The sequence below is a fragment of the Dietzia lutea genome (assembly GCF_003096075.1).
GTDB lineage: Bacteria > Actinomycetota > Actinomycetes > Mycobacteriales > Mycobacteriaceae > Dietzia > Dietzia lutea.
Window position 1 is genome coordinate 3,266,662 of sequence record NZ_CP015449.1, and the last position, 18,556, is coordinate 3,285,217.

An 18,556-nucleotide genomic window follows, 5' to 3' on the forward strand; every position below is an offset into this window, starting at 1 on the left:
CCGTCCCCAGGAGCCCCTCATGCCCCGACACCCCCGCTCCTCGGCAGTCGCCGCGATCCTCGCCGCGGCCGCCCTCGTCCTGGGCATCCCGGCTGCCCCGGGGGCCGCCCCCGCCGCGCAGGCCCAGTCCGTCATGCCGCTGAGCCCGCCCGGCGTCCCCCAGCTCGAGAACGCCCCGCTGCCGACCCCCGTCATCCCGGGAGTGCCCGCGCAGCCCGTGCTCACCTACCCGGTCATCGGACCCGCCCGGCCGGCGCCCGAGTACGGCGACGTCAACGTCTTCCCGACCCCCAACGAGGTCGTGGGTGTCGCGCAGCCGGTCATGTTCTTCTTCGACCGACCCATCACCGACCGGGCCCGCGCCGAGGCGACCATCGGTATCCGCACCGAACCGCCGGTGGCGGGCAAGTTCTACTGGGTCAGCGACCGGGAGGTGCGCTGGCGCCCCCACCAGTTCTGGCCCGTCAACACCTCCGTCACCGTGTGGGCCGGCGGCAAGCGTCAGCAGTCCTTCCGCACCGGCGACGCCGTGATCGCCGAGTTCGACGACCGCACCAAGCTCATCACCGTCACCCGTAACGGCCAGCACGTCCGAACCATGCGCGCCTCCGCCGGCCGCCCCGGCTTGGACACCTACAACGGCATCTACTACACCGGCCAGCGCGGGCGGCAGGTCCGCATGAACTCCGAGACGTTCGGCCTGCGCATCGAGAACGGGGGCTACAACTCGATCGTCCACGACGCCGTCCGGCTCAGCTACGACGGCATCTACATCCACTCTGCCCCGTGGTCCGTGGCCGACCAGGGCGTCCGGAACGTCTCCCACGGCTGCATCAACGTCAGCCCCGAGGACGCCCGCTGGTACTACGACACCACCCGCAACGGCGACCCGTTCATCGTCAAGAACGGCCCCGGTCGGCACTTCGGCGCCTTCGACGGTCAGGGCGACTGGAACTACTGACCCCGGCAGGCCCCGCGGCGGCCGCGGCGGCTCGGGAATCCGCTGGGCCATCCCACTTTTCAACACTTGTACCGTTTCGACCTCGCCGGGTCACCGGTGGTCTATCGTCCGGACAAAGTCCGTTCACCATCGACGACGAGGCTTCCCACCGTGCAGACACCGACCTCCCCGGTCGCCGAGAACCCGGCGGCCGACACCCGGCCCGAGCGCAGGGCGCGGCCCCGACGCGCGCGCCTCGGCGGGCCGCTCGGCGAGAAACTCCTGTTCCTCGCACTGGTACTGCCCAACCTCGCCCTGCTCGGGGTGTTCGTCTACCGGCCGCTGATCGACAACATCCGGCTCAGCTTCTTCGACTGGAACATCTCCTCCCCCACATCCACCTTCATCGGATGGTCCAACTACATCGAGTGGTGGAACCGCGCCGACAGCTGGGCGGTCGTGCAGAACACGGTCATCTTCACCGTCGCGGCCGTGGTGGGGTCGATGGTCCTGGGCCTCGCGTTGGCACTGCTGCTGGACCAGCATCTGGTGGGCCGTGGGATCGTCCGCTCGGCGGTGTTCGCGCCGTTCGTCATCGCCGGCGCCGCCATCGGCGTGGCTTTCCAGTTCATCTTCGACCCCCGGTTCGGGATGATCTCGGCGCTGCTGACGATGGTCGGGCTGCCGGTGCCGAACTTCTATCAGGACCCGGATTGGGCCCTGTTCATGGTCACCGTGACCTACATCTGGAAGAACCTCGGCTACAGCTTCGTCATCTACCTCGCCGCCCTGCAGGCCAAGCCCGCCGAACTCTACGAGGCCGCCGAGATGGACGGCGCCGGACGGTGGGCGACGTTCCGCTCCGTCACCCTGCCGCTGCTGCGCCCCACCACGTTCTTCCTGTCGATCACCGTCATGCTCAACTCGCTGCAGGTGTTCGACATCATCTACGTGATGACCCGCGGCGGGCCGCAGGGCAACGGCACCACCACGATGGTGTTCCAGGTATACCAGGAGACGTTCCAGAACTTCCGCGCCGGCTACGGTGCCACGGTCGCGACCATCATGTTCCTGGTCCTGCTCGTCATCACCGCCGTCCAGGTCCGCGTGATGGACAGGAGGACGACATGAACCCGATCGCCGGCCGGTCGCGGGCCTTCAGGATCGCCGGGTACCTGGCGATGCTCCTGGTACTCGCCACCATCGCCCTGCCCCTGTACTGGGTGCTCGTCACCTCGTTCAAGACGCCCGACATGGTCTACATCCAGCCGCCCGCCTGGTGGCCGGACCCCGTCACCGCGGACCCCTACTCGCGGGTCGTGGAACAGGTGCCGTTCCTGCGCTACTTCACCAACTCGCTCATCATCACGGGCGCGCTGGTCACCGCCAAGCTCGTCCTGGGCATTCTCAGCGCCTACGCGTTCGTCTATCTGCGCTTCCCCGGCCGCGGCCTGGTGTTCATGCTGGTCCTGGCCGCGCTCATGGTGCCCAACCAGATCACCGTGATCTCCAACTACGCGCTCATCTCCCAGCTGGGCTGGATCAACACGTTCCAGGGCATCATCTTCCCGCTCGCCGGCGTCGCGTTCGGCACCTTCCTCATGCGCAACCACTTTCTCACGCTGCCCTTCGAGATCATCGAGGCCGCGCGCATGGACGGCTGCGGTCACATGAAACTGCTGCTGCGGGTCCTGCTGCCCATGAGCTGGCCCACCGTGGTGGCGTTCGCCCTCATCACGATCGTCAACGAGTGGAACGAGTACCTCTGGCCGTTCCTCGTGGCCTCGGACGAGACCGTCGCACCGTTGCAGGTCGGGCTCGCACGCCTCATCTCCACCGACGCCTACATCGACTGGCCGATGGTCATGGCCGCCACGATCCTCACCATCACCCCGATCCTCATCGTGTTCCTGCTCCTGCAACGGCACATGATCAAGGGCCTCACCTCCGGCGCGGTCAAGGGCTGACCGAGCCACCCCGTCCAGTCCCCCCTCCGTCAGGTACGACCTCGAGAAAGGCATCATCGCCATGAATCCCCTGAACCGCAGGCTATTCCTGGGTCTCCTCGGCGCCACCGCCGCCACCGTCACCGTCGCCGGCTGCGCCGGGACAGGAGGCGACGACACCTCCGGCGACGCGAGCGGCGGCGGCGGAGCCGGAGGTGACGCGGGCACCATCACCTTCTGGTCCAACCACCCCGGCGACTCCAAGGCCGTCGAAGAGCAGCTCATCGCCAACTTCAGCCAGGAGAACCCCGACCTCACCGTCAACCTCGTCGACGGCGGCAAGAATTACGAGGAGGTCGCCCAGAAACTCAACGCGGCCCTCACCGGCAACGACGTCCCGGACGTCGTGGTGGTCTCCGACGTCACCTGGTTCAACTTCGCGCTCAACGACCAGCTGACTCCTCTGGACGACCTGTTCGCCGAGGCCGGCGTGGACACCAGTAGCTACGTCGACGCGCTCATCGGTGACTACGAGCTCGAGGGCAAGACCTACGGCCTGCCCTTCGCCCGCTCGACCCCGCTGTTCTACTACAACAAGCAGGTCTGGGACCGGGCCGGCCTGCCCGACCGCGGCCCCGAGAGCTGGGACGAGTTCCTCGACTGGGCCCCGCGGATCCAGGAGGCGATCGGCGACGGCAAGCACGCGATCGCCATGTACGACGGCTCCAACTACCTCGACTGGACCATGCAGAACATGGTGTGGGACGAGGGCGGCGCCTTCTCCCGCGACTGGGAGGCGACCTTCACCGACCCCGCCACCATCGCCGGAGTCGAGAAGCTCAAGCGGATCAACGACGAGGGCTTCCTCGTGGTCTCCGCCGACTCCATCACCGAGTTCGGGTCCGGGTTGGCCGCGTGCGCCATGGCCTCGACCGGCTCCCTGCGGACGGCCATCGAGAACGCCCAATTCGACTTCGGAACCGCCTTCCTGCCCGGCGCCCGGGCCAACTCCTCCTGCCCCACCGGCGGCGCCGGCCTCGCCATCCCCGCCAAGATCTCCGACGAGCGCAAAATCAACGCGCTCAAGTTCATCGACTCCATCACCTCCACCCAGAGCACCGCGATCTTCGCGCAGGCCACCGGCTACATGCCGGTCCGCAGGAACGCGCGCGAAGCCGAGGAGATCCGGGACTACCTGGCCGAGACCCCGCAGGCCGGCACCGCGATCGACCAGCTCGAGTTCACGCGCCCGCAGGACAACGCGCGCGTGTTCGTGCCCAACGGCGGCACCCGGATCGGCGGTGGACTCGACAAGGTCCTCGCCGGCCAGGACGTCCGGCAGGTGATGGAGGAACTCCAGACCGAAACCCAGCAAATCATCGACACGCAGCTCACCCCGAAGCTCGGCTGAGCGGTCTCACCTCCCGCCACTCCGGCGGGACCCGAGACCGCGGGCGGGCGGGTCGGCGACCGACCTCGTCGTCGTCGACCCCCCGCCTCCCCACCACCCCCGCCCAGGAGACCCACCCACCATGGCCACCGCCCGGTTCGACCACGCCACCCGGCGCTTCGACACGTCCTCGGCGCCCGCCGTCGACTCGCTCGACATCGACATCGCCGACGGCGAGTTCCTCGTCCTGGTCGGCCCCTCCGGGTGCGGCAAGTCCACGAGCCTGCGCATGCTCGCCGGGCTCGAGCCGGTCGACTCCGGACGCGTCCTCATCGACGACCGTGACATGCAGCGCGTGGCGCCCCGCGACCGGGACGTGGCCATGGTCTTCCAGAACTACGCCCTCTACCCCACCATGACCGTCGCGCAGAACATGGGCTTCGCCCTGCGCAATGCCGGCGTCAACAAGACCGACATCCGCCGACAGGTCGAGGAGGCCGCCCGGATCCTGCAGCTCGAGGACCTGCTCGACCGCAAGCCGTCCCAGCTGTCGGGCGGCCAGCGCCAGCGCGTCGCCATGGGCCGGGCGATCGTGCGCCGCCCCAAGGTCTTCTGCATGGACGAACCCCTGTCCAACCTCGACGCCAAACTCCGCGTGTCGACCCGCGGCGAGATCGCCGGGCTGCAGCGTCGGCTCGGCGTGACCACCGTGTACGTCACCCACGATCAGGTCGAGGCGATGACCATGGGCACACGGGTCGCCGTGCTCGACAAGGGCGTCCTGCAGCAGGTCGCCGCGCCCCGAGAGCTCTACGACCGGCCCGCCAACGCCTTCGTCGCCGGGTTCATCGGCACCCCCGCCATGAACCTCGTCGAGGTGCCCGTCGCCGGGGGTCGCGCCCTCGTGGGCGACGCCAAGATCGACGTGCCTGCCTCGCTCGGCGGCCGCGACCGCATCATCCTGGGCGCGCGCCCCGAAGCCCTGCGGCTGGTCGGCGCCGGCGAACCCGGGCTGGAGCTGACGGTCGACCTGGTGGAGGAACTCGGCGCAGAGGCGTTCGCCTACGGGCACTCCGACGCCGGCGACCGCGTCGCGATCCGCCTCGACCGCGGGCACGGTACGGCGGTGGGCGAACGAATCCGCGTGCGCCACATCGACGCCGAGGTCCACGCGTTCGATACCGAGACCGGCGACCGCATCGACTGAGCGCCAGCCCGTTCCGGCCACAGCCGCTCCTCGCCATGGCGTCTCGCATGTGCGCCGGTAGGCGGCGACAGCAGCCGCCCCTCTCGATGGCGTCTCGCCCACCCCGCGGAGCGTGCGAGACGCCATGCCGGGGAGCGGCTGCGTGGGCGGGCCCTGATCGGCTGGGTGGGCGGGCTCCGATCAGCGTGGCGGGACGGGCGCGAGCGCGCCCACGAGCTGGTCGGCGGGCACGCATCGGGGCGCGGGCGCGTCGAGTCCCGCGCGGTGGACCGGCCCGCCGCGCCCACTGCGCAGCGACCCACCCAGCGCATCGATCACCAGATCCACCGCGCGCGGAGAGGCCAGCACGGTGAGATGCCCTGATCGGTCGACCTCGCACCCGTCCTGCAGACGGACCACCCGCAGGTCGACGAAGTCCGGCACCTGCGGCGCGAGCACCGGGCCGGTGAGCTCGTCGTAGTCGGACGACACGGCCACGTAGCGCACACCGCGCGCGAACGGCACGCCCTCGTCGCCCAGCCAGGCCAGGGTCGCCTGCGCGTCGCGTTCGGCGGTCCCGGCGGACAGCACGCCGAGCAGGTCGGTGACGAACTCCGGCGGTCCCTCGCCCGACCGCGCGGTATCGGCGCCCAGCGTCACAACCGTCCGCACCGAGTCGGCCCGCGCGGTGGCGGCGACGTAGGAGGCGACGATCGCGCCCTGCGAGTGCCCCACCAGGTCGATCTCGGCAGCGCCGGTGAGCGCGCGCACCCGATCGATCTCCGCGGCGAGCTGCGGTGCGGACGCCCCGGTGAGCGAGTCCAGCCCGCCGGCGGCGCCCAGCCCGGGCAGCGCCCCGACGGTCGGCGCCCACACGCAGTACCCCTCCGCCGCCAGCGCCGCCCCGAGCGTCGCCCACGAGTTGCCGCCGTTGAGCCCGGTGCCGTGGACGAGGATCACGGGCGTCGGCCGCGCGGCGGTCGGTCGGCAGTCGTCGCGGTTGAGGCCGGGCGGGTCGGCGAGGCCGTGCGTGAGCTGGTGAACCGCGCCGTCCCACCAGCGCCACGGCACTCCGTCGGCCGGCGCTCCGTCGACCGCAGGCGCTGCGGAGGAGACCGAGTCGGTGGGCACCGCGGGGACGGCGGCCGCCGGCCTCGCGGTGGGTCCGGGAAGAGACGGGGTGACGACGACGAGCGCCACCACCGCGATCAGGCCCGCGATCACCGAGGCGGCCGGACGGGCACGCCGGGCCGCCGGCCCAGGCCGGTCCGCGTGCCCGGCGGGGCCTGCGTGTCCTGGGTTGTTCACGAGCCCGGCGGGCCTGGGAGAGCGGGCACCGGCAGGGCGGGGGTCGGGCCCAGGTAGAGGGCCACGGCCTCGCAGCGCGGTTCGCGCGGGTGCGCCGGGTCGAGGGCGTTGAGCACGAAATCGGCCGTGCGGCCGTCCGCGGCAATCGCCAGGTGCTCGGCCCGGTTCTGCTCGCAACCGTCCTGGATGACGACGTTGGTGGCGCGCGGCCCCTCCACGATCCCGGAGGTGAAGGGCTGGACCAGCTGGTCGTACCGCGTCACGAGGTTGAGGTAGGTCACGTCCGGCGCGTACGGGGTGCCACCGGACCACAGCAGGTCGAGCGTCTCCGAACCCGCCGCCATCTGACCGAGCGCGGGCGCGACCTCGACGGCGCGCCCCCGGTCCCCGCTGGCCAGGGCCGTCCCGATCGCCCCGGATCCGGTCCCGCGGGAACCGTGCCACAGGGGGGCGATCGCCGCTACGGTGCCCACCCTGCCGGGCCGACCGACCTTTGCCACCAGGCCTGACACGAGCGTGCCCTGCGAGTGGCCGACGAGGTCGACCTGCTGCGCTCCGGTGGCGGCGAGAACCCGGTCGATGAACTCACCGACCTGCGGGACCGACACCTCCGTGATGTCCGAGAGCCCGCCCAGCACACTGACCGGCCAGGGCTGCCCGGGGAGCGCACCGTAGGTGAGGGTGAACACGCAGTAGCCCTCGTTGTGCAGCAATGGCCCGTAGGTCGCCCAGTTGGTCACCGCCCCGCCGGTCGTGCCGTGGACGAGGACGACCGGGCGGGGCTTGTCCGCGGTGGGACGGCACGACCAGTCGTTGGCTCCGGCCAGGTCCGTGTCCGGCGCGGTGAGCGCCTGCGCGGCCCCGGCGAAGAACGAGTACGGCACGGGCAGCGGCGCCCGCGTCGACGGGTCGGTCGTCGGTGCCGGCTGTGCGGTCGCGGCGCCCGCACCGACGACGGTGAGCGTGGCGGCCATGGCGAGGGTGGTGACGAGTGCCGTGGCGATGGCGCCGGCAGCGCGCAGTAGCGTCATCTGCTCATTAAGCCACGGCCCGTGATCATCGGCAGGTCCTTCGCGTAGACGAGTCCGGGCGCCGCAGCGACGACCGCCTCGACGGAGTTGACCAGCCGCATCGCGGTGACCCGCATCCCGGACTCGTTGTGATCACCGTGTTCGGCGTGGTGGCCGAACTCGATCCGCATCGCCGGCTCCCCGGAGATCTCGACGCGGTAGCAGCCGTCGCCGTGATCGGGCCGCGGCCAGTCGGGGGCCTGATCGTCGGCCGTGCGGGTGACGTGTTCCAGCACGATGCGGTCCTCGCCGTCGACCTGTCCCACCACCTCGAACCGCAGCGCCGCCTGCGTCCCCTCGGGCACCTCGCACGCGAGCAGCGACAGGTCCCGGACGGCGGGCAGACGCTCGTGCCGCTCGACCAGCGGCTCGTCGAGGGTGACGTCGAGGGCGGCGGCGAGCTGCCGGACCACCGACCCCCATCCGGCGGCGAGCATCCCGGGCCGCAGCAGCGGCGGCAGGGTGTCCATGGGCTGCCCGAAGCCGAAGAGCCGACGCATGGTCTCGCCCTGGTGGTAGACGGAGTAGTCGGCGATCTCGCCCACCCGGATGTGGTCGATCCGCCGGGACAGGCTCGTCATGACCAACGGCAGCACGTCGTTGGCGAAGCCGGGGTCGATGCCGTTGACGTGCAGTGTCGCGCCGCCCTCCCGCCCGGCGGCGTCCAGCGCGGCGATCATCTCCTCCGGGATGGTGCCGTGCGGGAACTGCAGCAGCACCGGCCCGGAGGCGACGACGTCGACCCCGGCGCGCAGGAACCGTTGGAAGTCCTCGATCGCCTCCATGAACCGCGTCTCGGTCTCCGCGGTGTAGACGACGACGTCGGGGTCCAGGGCGAGTAGCGCGGCGGCGTCATCGGTGGCGGCGACGCCCAGGTCGCGGCCCATCCCGGCGAGCCGACCCGCGTCCCGGCCGACCTTCGCCGGGTCGGAGACGAACACGCCCACCAGCTCGAGCTCGGGCCGGGCGTCGATCCCCTCGACCGCCATCCGCCCGAGGTACCCCGTCGACCACTCCACGACCCGGATCGTCATGGGAGTTGACCCTATGCGACGGCCCGGGTGCCGGGGCGGGTCACGTGGTGCCGGGTCACGTGGCGTCCGGGCGGGTCACGCGGCGGGTCACCTGTCCTGGGGCGACGGTCCCCGCTCGGGCACGTCCTTGGGGGCGCCCGGGCTCTCGGCCTTGCGGGTGCCGCCGACGTGGGCCTCCTCGCGCATCCGCTCGCTCATGTGCGGGTAGTGCAGCTCGAACGCGGGGCGCTCGGAGCGGATGCGCGGCAGGCTCGCGAAGTTGTGGCGCGGCGGCGGGGACGAGGTGGCCCACTCCAGGGAGTTGCCCGCGCCCCACGGGTCGTCCACCAGGACGAGATCGCCGTAGCGCCAGCTGGAGATGATGTTCCAGATGAACGGCAGCATCGCGATGCCGAGGATGAACGAGCCGACGGACGAGATCTGGTTGAGGACGGTGAAACCGTCCGAGTCGAGGTAGTCGGCGTACCGACGCGGCATGCCCTGGTTACCCAGCCAGTGCTGGACCAGGAACGTGGTGTGGAAGCCGATGAACGTCAGCCAGAAATGCCACTTGCCCAGCCGCTCGTCCAGCATGCGGCCGGTCATCTTGGGGAACCAGAAGTAGATCCCCGCGAAGGTGGCGAACACGACGGTGCCGAACAGGACGTAGTGGAAGTGCGCCACCACGAAGTACGAGTCGTGCACGTGGAAGTCGATCGGCGGGGCCGCGAGCATGATGCCGGTCAGGCCGCCGAACAGGAACGAGACCAGGAAGCCCAGGGCGAAGAGCATCGGCGTCTCGAAGGTGATCTTCCCGCGCCACATGGTGCCGATCCAGTTGAAGTACTTCACGCCGGTGGGCACGGCGATGAGGAACGTCATGAAGGAGAAGAACGGCAGCAGCACCGCGCCGGAGGCGAACATGTGGTGCGCCCACACGCTCATGGACAGCGCGGCGATGGCCAGTGTCGCGAAGACGAGGCCGGCGTAGCCGAACAGCGGCTTCCGGGAGAACACGGGGAGGATCTCCGTGATGATCCCGAAGAACGGCAGCGCGAGGACGTACACCTCGGGGTGGCCGAAGAACCAGAAGAGGTGCTGCCACAGGATGGCCCCGCCGTTCGCCGGGTCGTAGATCCGGCCGCCGAACGTACGGTCGTAGAAGACGCCCATCGCGGCCGCCGTCAACAGCGGGAAGATGAGCAGGATCAGCACCGACGTGACGAGGATGTTCCACGTGAAGATCGGCATCCGGAACATCGTCATGCCGGGCGCGCGCAGGCAGATGATGGTGGTGACGAAGTTGACGGCGCCGAGGATCGTGCCGATGCCGCCGATGCCCACGCCGAGGATCCACAGGTCCGCGCCCACGCCCGGGGAGTGGATCTTGTCCGCGAGCGGCATGTACATGGTCCAGCCGAACGATGCCGCTCCGCCGGGCGTGATGAAGCCGGTGAGCAGGACGACGCCGCCCAGCGCGAACAGCCAGTAACCCATGGCGTTGAGTCGCGGGAACGCCACGTCCGGCGCGCCGATCTGCAGCGGCATGACGTAGTTGCCGAACCCCACCACGATCGGCGTCCCGTAAAACAGCAGCATCACGGTGCCGTGCATGGTGAACAGCTGGTTGTACTGCTCGTTCGAGAGGAACTGCATACCGGGGAAGAACAGCTCCGCCCGGATCAGCAGCGCCATGAGGCCGCCGATCGAGAAGAGGACCAGGCTTGTGGCGATGTACATCAGGCCGATCTTCTTGTGATCGGTCGTGGTGAACATCTCCCGCCAGGAGAGCCCGAACGGCCGCCGGATGGCGGGAGCGTCCGCAGCGGTGACCGCCCGCCCGGGCGGCACGAGAACGTCTGACATCGATACCCCGTTCCTCTTCACGGACGAGACGGGACGCGGCGGTCGCCGCGTCCCGCGCCACGACCGGCGCCAAGATCAGGTGACGGCCTTCACCGTACGCGTCCGCCGGCGGAACGGAGCGGTATCGCCCCCGAGAGGGCTTACCAGATGCTCACCCGCTCCTCAGGTGCCAGCCACAGCCCGTCCGCGTCGGTCACGCCGAACGCCTCGTGGAAATCGTCGAGGTTGCGCACCACCTGATTGCAGCGGAACTCCGGCGGCGAGTGCGGGTCCACGGCGAGCCGCCGGGCGGCCTCCTCGGCGCGTGTCTTGGTGCGCCACACGATCGCCCACGAGGTGAGGAGCCGCTGGATGCCGGTCATGCCGTCGATCTCGGGGCCCACGTCCGTACCCTGGGCGGGTTCGCCGTCCGAGCCCTGCGCCAACCGGTAGGCCAGCAGCGCGATCGTGAGGCCGCCCAGGTCACCGATGTTCTCCCCCACCGTGAAGGCCCCGTTGACGTGGTCCTTCTCGGGGTCGAGGCCGTCCGGGGTGAGGCCCTGGTACTGGGCGATCAGCGCGTCCACGCGGGTCCCGAACGCCTCGCGGTCGTCGTCGGTCCACCAGTCGACCAGGTTGCCGTCGCCGTCGTACTTCGCCCCCTGGTCGTCGAAGCCGTGGCCGATCTCGTGCCCGATCACCGCGCCGATCGCCCCGTAGTTGGCGGCGTCGTCGGCGTCGGCGTCGAAGAACGGCGGCTGCAGGATCGCGGCCGGGAAGACGATCTCGTTCATCACCGGGTTGTAGTAGGCGTTGACGGTCTGCGGCGTCATGTGCCACTCGTCGCGGTCGACGGGCCCGCCCAGCTTGCCCAGTTCGTACTCGTGCTCGAACCGGGCGGAGCGCCGGACGTTGCCGATGAGGTCGTCGGCGCGGACCTCGAGCGCCGAGTAGTCGCGCCACTTGTCCGGGTAGCCGATCTTCGGCTCGAACGCCTTGAGCTTGTCCAGCGCGCGCTCGCGGGTGGCGGGGGTCATCCACGGCAGCCGGCTGATCGAGTAGCGGTACGCGGCGGTGAGGTTGGCGACCAGCTCCTGCATGTGCGCCTTGTGGCCGGGCGGGAAGTGGCGGGCCACGTACTCCTTGCCGACCTCCTCGCCGAGGGCGGCCTCGACCGCGCCGACGCCACGCTTCCAGCGGGCCTTGTTCTCCTCGGTGCCGGACATCGCGGTGCCGTAGAAGCGGAAGTTCTCCTCGACCAGCTCCGTGGGCAGGTACGGCGCGCGGGACGAGACGATCCGCCAGCGCAGCCACTCCTTCCACGTCTCGAGCGGCTCGTCGGCCCAGAGCCCGGCCACCGCGGTGAGGAAGTCGGGCTGCATGGCGACGAGCCGGCCGAGGGTCTCCTCGGTGCCGCCGAGCTCGCGTGCCCAGTCGTGCCACGGGAAGCCGGGGGCGAGTGTCGGCAGCTCGTCCCAGGTCACGGGGTTGTAGGTCTTGTCCGCGTCGCGGCGGGCCACGACGTCCCAGTGCGCGGCCGCAATACGCGTCTCCAGCGCCAGGATGCGCCCGCCGCTCTCGCGGGCCGCGGTGGCGTCCGCCAGCCCGGCCAGCTCGAGCATCCGCGCGATGTGCTCCGTGTACTGCTCGCGGATCCGCGCGTACTGGTCCTCACGGTAGAAGGACTCGTCGGGGAGTCCGATGCCGTACTGCATTAGGTAGAGGATGTACTCGGTGGAGTTCTTGGCGTCGTTGTTGACGTAGGCGCCGATGAGTCCGCCGACGCCGACCTTCTCGAGCCGCGCCATCGCCAGCGCGAGCGAGTCCGCGTCACCGGCGCCGTCGACCTCCGCCAGATCCGGCGCCAGCGCCTCGACGCCGGCCGCCTCCACCGCGTCGGTGTCCATGAACGAGGCGTAGAACGCGCCGATCCGGGAGTCGACCGGGGCGTCGGTGATGATGTCGCGCACCCGCTCCTCGGACAGGTCGCGCAGCGCGAGGAACGCGCCGTCGATCGGCCGGTCCGCGGGAATCACGTGATCACGGATCCACGTGCCGTTGACGTGTTGGTACAGGTCGTCCTGCGGCCGGACGTCCGTGTCGACGTACCGCAGGTCCAGGCCCGAGGGGCGAGGGGCGTCGGTGGTGGGAATCTCGGTCGCTGTCATGCGACCAGGTTACGGAAGGGCGCGGCCCGCGCGGGCGGGATGACGACGGCGAGGACCCGCGGCGGCCGTCCCGGGATCAGGGCAGACCGTGGCGGGCGTTGTGCTCCTTCGCCCCCTGATAGGCGTCGACCATCCCCCAGACCCAGAACCCGAACATGATCGGCAGCCCGATGAGGACCACCGAGAGCAGCACGCCCACGCCGTAACCCGCCAGGATCCCGACGCCCCTACCGACCCGGCCGTTGAGCATCGTGCCCAGGCCGGGGATGAGCAGTGAGGCCACGAGCATCAGCGCGGGGTCCTTGCGGGCGGCCGGCGGGTACTGGCCGTAGGGCTGCATCGCCCCGTACTGCTGGGCGTAGGGCTGACCGGGCTGGCCGTATTGCGGCATCCCGTACTGCTGCATGTCATAGGGCTGGGCGTAGGGCTGCGTGTACGGCTGGGTCCCGTAGCCCGGTTGCGCGCCGTACTGCGCCGGATCGTACTGCCCCGCGCCGTACTGACCCGCGCCGTACTGACCGCCGTACGGGTCACCGAACGCGGTGTCTCCGAACGCCGTGTCGCCGACGTCGGAGCCCGGGTACCCGCGGACCCCCTCCTGCTGGGCCCACGTGTCGTAGCGCTTCTCGAAGTCGCGGTCGCCGGACCGGTCGTCGGGGCGGTCGGAGGCGGTGCCGTCAGCGGGAGTGCTCATGGGCCCACACTAACGCGGGGCGGCGGCGGGCCGGTCGCGGCGAGCACACGATCGGGTGCTCGAGCAGACCGCCAGCACACCCGGCCTCAGACGCGCTGCCCCTCTGCCCTGCGCTGCGAAAGTGCACGCTTTTGGCGGACCCACGCTGCGGCGATGGACCATTCCGCCAGCGCGAGCCGGAGAGGCAGCGCATCTCGCGTGGGTCGCGCTGGGTGATTGTCCGGCACGCACGGCCGACGCCGACGTGCACTGCGGGAGCGTCGCGGATCGCCGCACCGTCGACACCGAGCTCCGGTGGGAGAGCCTCAGTTCCGGGCGGTCATCCCGGGCCGGGCCCAGATGTCAGCGCAGTCCACGCACGCGTCGTCCGAGATGAGGCCGACGCGCTGGAGCTGTCCGTACATCCAGCAGCCCAGGCAGAAGCCGAGCGCCGCCTCCGCGAGCGCGGCCAGCACCAGCACGCCGAGCACCACGACCCCCGCCGTGTTCAGTCCTCCCAGGAACAGTCCGAACGCGACCGACGACATGACCAGGCCGATGGTCTGGGCGAACCGCTTGGGCGCCCCGGAGACCAGCTTCGGCTCGGCGCTCACCCGCGGAGCGAGCACGTGCACGGAGAGCCGGCCGAACGGCGAGTACCGCGGGCCGCCCGCGACCCGCAGCGCGAAGCCGACGACCAACGCCCCGGCGAGCAAGATCCGGGCGGGCGACGGCACGAGAATCGTGACGATCGCGAGGGCCACCACGAGGGCGGCGGTGCAGCGGGCGGCATAGTCGTTGACGACCTCGGGGAAAGCGAACGCCTCGCGCAGACTCATGGCCTCACCTCTCGATCACTGCGGATAGACCGATCTGTCTATCGCCGGATCGAGCCTACTCCTGCCGACCGCGATCCGGGAGGCCCGGCCGGCGCTGTGACCGCGATCCGGGAGGCCCGGCCGGCGCTGTGCCCGCGACCCGGGAGGCTCGGCCGGGACGGCGGCCGCCGCGGCCTAGGCTGACGGCCGTGGCCCCACCGTTGCGACGTCGCTCGAGCTCTCCCCGTCCCCCCGCCGCCCCCGCGCTCCCCCGGCGCGACCAGCTCGGTCCGCCCCGCTCGGACGTAGAGCCCGACGGCCTGTGGGACGGCGTCCTGGCCACCGCCGACCACGTACCGGGCCCGGAGGAGGGCGCCGTCGCGATGGGCGGGATGGAGATCCGCGAATCCGCACTCGAGGACCTGCGGCTCAGCGGAGCCCGCGCCGACGGCCTCCGGCTCACCGACGTGGTGATCAGCGGGTGCGACCTGTCCGGACTCGTCGCCGACGGGGCCAACCTCACGCGGGTGCGGTTCGTCGGCTGCCGACTGACCGGCATCGTCCTGTCCGACGCGCGCCTGACCGACGTGTCGTTCGAGGACTGTCACGCCGACATGATCAACCTGCGGATGGCGCGCCTGCAGCGGGTACGCCTGGCCGCGACCCGCTGCCGTCAGGCAGACCTCCTCGAGGCGCAGATCGCCGACCTCACGACCGAGGGGGCCGACCTGCGCGGCGCGACCGTCGAGCGGGCGAGCGTCACGGCCGCGGACCTGCGCGGCGCGGACCTCGACGACCTGCGCGGGGCCTCGACACTGCGGGGCGCGCTCATTTCGCCCGAACAGGTCCTGGGCGTCGGACTCGCCCTCATCGGCGAGGCGGGGATCCGGGTCGAGTAGCGCAGCCGGCCAGTCCGGGCCGGCCGCATCGCGCGCGGCGTCAGGCCAGATGCGAGGCGGACGTCCGCCACTGGTTGACGGCCCGGTTGATGATCGCCTGGAGCTGGAGGATCTGGTCGCGGTCGGTGAGCGTGATGCCGGCGGCCCCGGTGCGCAGCCGGAGTTCCGGCACCCCGCGGTCCGCGCCGTCCTCGTCCAACACCACGGTCTCGGCGACGGACACCTCGAGAAACGGGTCGTCGTCCGGACCGTCGATCTCCGTGACGAGGTCCTGCCGGTAACGAGGGGTGGTGAGGTCGATGGCATCGGTCATGAGGGGCACTCCCGACTGGTCGGTGGGATCGCCTTAAGGGTAGGTGAGAAAAGCAGGTCAACGTACGCGTGGGACAGTGTGTGACGGGTTGTTGTGAATCCGTGACCCACGCCACCCCCGGGCGGCGATCCGGCCCGCCCCCACCCCGGCCGACCCCGCGTCCGCCTTGGTGGAGCCCGGGGCCCCCTGGTCTGGACGCGCCTCCCGAACTGGACAGTTGTGGAGAAAGTTGCGCGAGTTGCTTGTGTGACTGTTGTGGTTGCCACATACTCACCCCATGACTACTGCCGGATCGTCAGCCCGACGCGCCCTCCTCCCCCGACTTGTCGTCGCCCTGGCCTCTGCAGCAGCTCTCTCGGTCGGCCTCCTCGTCGTCGTCATCTCCCCCCGCGCCGACGCCGAGGTGCCGCTCTCGCCCGTCTACCACGGCCTCGCGCAGGGCCTCGACGCGTCCAGCTGGCAGCACCCACACGGTGCCGGCGTCGACTGGCACGCCGCCGCCGCGGCCGGACAGTCCTTCGCGTTCATCAAGGCCACCGAGGGCAGCGGGCCGGCCAACCGGTACTACGAGGCGGACGTCGCCGAGGCGCGCGCCGCCGGGATGCTCGTCGGCGGCTACCACAAGGCCCGGCCCGCGATGGACCCCGCGCAGCAGGCCCACGCGTTCGCCGACCGCCTGCAGTCGGTGGGCGGCCCTCAGTTGCCGCCCGTGCTGGACCTCGAGACCGACGAGGGGCTCGACGCCCGGCAGCTCGCCGACTGGACGCAGGTCTTCCTCGACACGCTCGCGCACCGCACCGGCCGCACGCCGATCCTCTACACGTACCGCTACTTCTGGATCGACCGCATGGCCAACACCCCGCGCTTCGCCGAGTACCCGCTGTGGCTCGCCGAGTACGGCGTGTCCGAGCCGACGCTGCCCATGATCGGCGGCTGGGACCAGTGGCTGTTCTGGCAGCGCTCGGAGACCGGCGAGGTGCCCGGGTTCGCCGACGACGTGGACCTCAACGTCTTCGCCGGCACCCGCGCGGACCTCGACGCGTGGCTCGGGCCCGTCGAGCCCGCGCCCGCTCCCGAGAACGCCCCGGCGCCCGCTCCCGAGGCCGTACCCGCCCCGGCTCCGGCCGCCGAGGCCCCCGCCCCGATCCCGCCCGAGGTCCCCGTGCCCGTCGAGGCCGTCACGATCCCCGTCCCGCGCGATCTCCCGACGCCGGACGGCGTGCGGCTGCCCGAGTCCATCGAGGTGCCCGCGGAGGTCATGGCGCAGCTGGCGGACGGGCTGCGCTAACGCCGCCGCCTGGCGAGCACCGCGCGCCAGCCCACCAGGAACACCCCGGTGACGACGCCGGCCACGATCATGAAGCTCCAGTGCGGCACCCGGCCGTCGCCGAGCCCGCGGATCACCATGCCCACCACCAGCGTGGCCAGCCACAGCAGGACGCCCGAGCCGATCGAGGAGGGCTCCCGGCGGCCGGCCAGCAGGACGAGCCAGCCCACCGCCAGGCCCACGAGGAACGGCCACGCGGTCCCCCACACCTGCGCCACGCCCAGGCCCTCGGAGTGTGCGCCGCGCCCGAAGGTGGAGAACACCACCACCAGTACGGCGTCGAGCACGATCATCACCGGTACGGCCACGGGCCTCACCTGTCCTTCTCTTCCCGGGCCTCCCGGCCGGCGAACGGGTGGGAGTTCGCCCCCGACGAGTCGTCCGCGGCGCCGTCCTCCCGCACCCGCACGCGGAGGAGCGGGAGCGGGCCGGAGTCATGGGTCACCGTCGGGCGCCAGGGCGTGCCGTGCAGCGGCCACATCGCGGTGAGCGCGGCCGGCGGGGCCGCCGCGACGGTCGCCCGAAGCTGTGCGGTGCGCGACGACGGTGACGACGACGAGGACTGCTCGCCCGGGTCGTCCTCGCCCAACGGGTCGGCGTCGGGGTCGACGTCCACGACACCCCGGTAGAAGAGGAAGAAGACCACCCACCCGGCCAGGGCGACCAGCACGAAGCTGACGATGCGATAGACGAACACGGTCGCGAAGGCCTGATGCGCGCCGAGGCCGCCCGCGGTCAGGGCGGTGATGAGCGCGACCTCGACGGTCCCCAGACCGCCGGGTGTGATGGGGGCGGTGGCGACGATCTTGCCGGTGACGTAGGCGATGCACAGGCCGCCGATGCTGTGCTGGGCACCGACCGCGTTGGCGGCCGCCCACAGGCAGCCGATGTCGGCGATCCAGTTGAGCAGGGAGAACGCGAACGCCTGCGCGATCTGCCGCTTGCTCAGGTCGACGGCGTCGGCCTGCTCGACGACCTTGCGCACGCCGGCCGCGCCATGGTCGGCGGGCTTGCGACGCCGGGCGTTGAGCCAGCCCAGGACCGCCAGCACCGATCCCTCGATCTTGTCCGGGTGGCGGGCCGCCCACTGGACCACCACGACGATCGCGACCAAGCCGAACGCCGACAGGACCAGCAGGAACGGGTTGGACACCGAGCCGACGAGGAAGAAGCCGAGCAGGGCGAGCAGCACGATGCCGACGGTCGACATGACGCCGGAGATGACGAGCTGCCACGACGCCACCACCCGGGTCGCGCCCCACTGCCGGGTCTTGCGGTACGTCAGCGTGGTGCCGAAGACCTGCCCGCCGGGGATGCAGGTGGAGAAGGCGTTGGCGGAGAACACGAGGCCGACGCTGGCCCAGTAGCCGACGCGGACGCCGGCGGACTGCAGCAGCACCTTCTGCACGGAGCCGTAGCTCGACATGGACAGGTAGGAGAAGACGAGCGCGGCCGCGATCCAGCCCCAGTGTGGCCGGGCGACGGCCTCGAAGCCCTCGGCGAAGAACGGCATCTGGCCGCGGAGCCAGTACAGGATGAAGCCCAGGACGGCGAGCGTCGCGCCGGCCTTCAACCACGGGTTGCCCAGGACAGCCCGGATACGGCGCCGTACCTCGGCGCCCCGCGTCCCCGTCATTGCCTCACCATAACCAGAGCGTGC

Annotated in this window: 17 protein-coding genes; 7 read left to right on the plus strand and 10 right to left on the minus strand. The window is 71.0% G+C overall.

Annotation, left to right across the window (positions count from 1 at the left end):
• Window positions 1–19: 19 nt before the first annotated feature.
• The 5 genes from A6035_RS14955 (at window position 20) to A6035_RS14975 (ending at window position 5,483) form a co-directional block, all read left to right on the plus strand.
• Window positions 20–961: a L,D-transpeptidase gene (locus A6035_RS14955; protein WP_108848579.1), complete on the plus strand. Its 942-nt coding sequence runs from the start codon at window positions 20–22 to the stop codon at window positions 959–961.
• A 150-nt stretch (window positions 962–1,111) separates the two neighbouring features.
• On the plus strand, window positions 1,112–2,071 hold the full coding sequence (locus tag A6035_RS14960) for a carbohydrate ABC transporter permease (RefSeq protein WP_412523639.1): 960 nt from the start codon (window positions 1,112–1,114) through the stop codon (window positions 2,069–2,071).
• Window positions 2,068–2,907: a carbohydrate ABC transporter permease gene (locus tag A6035_RS14965; RefSeq protein WP_108848580.1), complete on the plus strand. Its 840-nt coding sequence runs from the start codon at window positions 2,068–2,070 to the stop codon at window positions 2,905–2,907. Before A6035_RS14960 ends, A6035_RS14965 begins: the two co-directional genes overlap by 4 nt.
• Window positions 2,908–2,968: 61 nt before the next feature.
• Window positions 2,969–4,297, plus strand: a complete 1,329-nt coding sequence (locus tag A6035_RS14970) for an ABC transporter substrate-binding protein (RefSeq protein ID WP_108848581.1) — start codon at window positions 2,969–2,971, stop codon at window positions 4,295–4,297.
• Between the two features lie 121 nt (window positions 4,298–4,418).
• Entirely contained in the window at window positions 4,419–5,483 is a 1,065-nt protein-coding gene (locus A6035_RS14975) for an ABC transporter ATP-binding protein (RefSeq protein ID WP_108848582.1), read from the plus strand.
• A 180-nt stretch (window positions 5,484–5,663) separates the two neighbouring features.
• On the opposite strand, the gene A6035_RS14980 is transcribed toward A6035_RS14975, so the two are convergent.
• The 7 genes from A6035_RS14980 to A6035_RS15010 form a co-directional block, all read right to left on the minus strand.
• Window positions 5,664–6,686: an alpha/beta hydrolase gene (locus A6035_RS14980; RefSeq protein ID WP_244192460.1), complete on the minus strand. Its 1,023-nt coding sequence runs from the start codon at window positions 6,684–6,686 to the stop codon at window positions 5,664–5,666.
• An 80-nt stretch (window positions 6,687–6,766) separates the two neighbouring features.
• Window positions 6,767–7,801 carry an esterase/lipase family protein gene (locus tag A6035_RS14985; protein ID WP_108848583.1) on the minus strand — a complete coding sequence of 345 codons (1,035 nt, stop codon included), beginning with the start codon at window positions 7,799–7,801 and terminating at the stop codon, window positions 6,767–6,769.
• Window positions 7,798–8,874, minus strand: coding sequence for an NAD(P)H-dependent amine dehydrogenase family protein (locus tag A6035_RS14990; RefSeq protein WP_108848584.1), 1,077 nt, complete (start codon window positions 8,872–8,874; stop codon window positions 7,798–7,800). Before A6035_RS14990 ends, A6035_RS14985 begins: the two co-directional genes overlap by 4 nt.
• Before the next feature lie 87 nt (window positions 8,875–8,961).
• Window positions 8,962–10,629, minus strand: a complete 1,668-nt coding sequence (gene ctaD / locus A6035_RS14995; RefSeq protein ID WP_244192605.1) for an aa3-type cytochrome oxidase subunit I — start codon at window positions 10,627–10,629, stop codon at window positions 8,962–8,964.
• 230 nt (window positions 10,630–10,859) lie between these two features.
• Window positions 10,860–12,866 carry a M13 family metallopeptidase gene (locus A6035_RS15000; RefSeq protein WP_108848586.1) on the minus strand — a complete coding sequence of 669 codons (2,007 nt, stop codon included), beginning with the start codon at window positions 12,864–12,866 and terminating at the stop codon, window positions 10,860–10,862.
• A 76-nt stretch (window positions 12,867–12,942) separates the two neighbouring features.
• Window positions 12,943–13,560, minus strand: a complete 618-nt coding sequence (locus tag A6035_RS15005; RefSeq protein ID WP_108848587.1) for a hypothetical protein — start codon at window positions 13,558–13,560, stop codon at window positions 12,943–12,945.
• A gap of 305 nt (window positions 13,561–13,865) precedes the next feature.
• Complete coding sequence (locus A6035_RS15010; protein WP_108848588.1) at window positions 13,866–14,378, minus strand: DUF4395 domain-containing protein; 513 nt, start codon at window positions 14,376–14,378, stop codon at window positions 13,866–13,868.
• A gap of 188 nt (window positions 14,379–14,566) precedes the next feature.
• On the opposite strand from A6035_RS15010, the gene A6035_RS15015 reads away from it, so the two are divergent.
• Window positions 14,567–15,256 (plus strand): pentapeptide repeat-containing protein, encoded by a 690-nt coding sequence (locus A6035_RS15015; protein ID WP_108848589.1) that lies wholly within the window; start codon window positions 14,567–14,569, stop codon window positions 15,254–15,256.
• 40 nt (window positions 15,257–15,296) lie between these two features.
• Here the strand turns inward: A6035_RS15015 and A6035_RS15020 are convergent, their stop codons facing one another.
• Window positions 15,297–15,569, minus strand: coding sequence for a hypothetical protein (locus A6035_RS15020; protein WP_108848590.1), 273 nt, complete (start codon window positions 15,567–15,569; stop codon window positions 15,297–15,299).
• Window positions 15,570–15,846: 277 nt separating this feature from the next.
• Between A6035_RS15020 and A6035_RS15025 the strand changes: the two genes are divergently transcribed.
• The gene (locus tag A6035_RS15025; RefSeq protein WP_167400739.1) at window positions 15,847–16,857 is read left to right on the plus strand and encodes a glycoside hydrolase family 25 protein; all 1,011 of its coding nucleotides are present in this window, start codon (window positions 15,847–15,849) and stop codon (window positions 16,855–16,857) included.
• Here the strand turns inward: A6035_RS15025 and A6035_RS15030 are convergent.
• Window positions 16,854–17,204: a DUF3054 domain-containing protein gene (locus tag A6035_RS15030; RefSeq protein ID WP_108848592.1), complete on the minus strand. Its 351-nt coding sequence runs from the start codon at window positions 17,202–17,204 to the stop codon at window positions 16,854–16,856. The genes A6035_RS15025 and A6035_RS15030 overlap by 4 nt on opposite strands.
• A 5-nt stretch (window positions 17,205–17,209) precedes the next feature.
• Window positions 17,210–18,532, minus strand: coding sequence for a lysylphosphatidylglycerol synthase transmembrane domain-containing protein (locus A6035_RS15035; RefSeq protein ID WP_108848593.1), 1,323 nt, complete (start codon window positions 18,530–18,532; stop codon window positions 17,210–17,212).
• Window positions 18,533–18,556 lie beyond the last annotated feature (24 nt).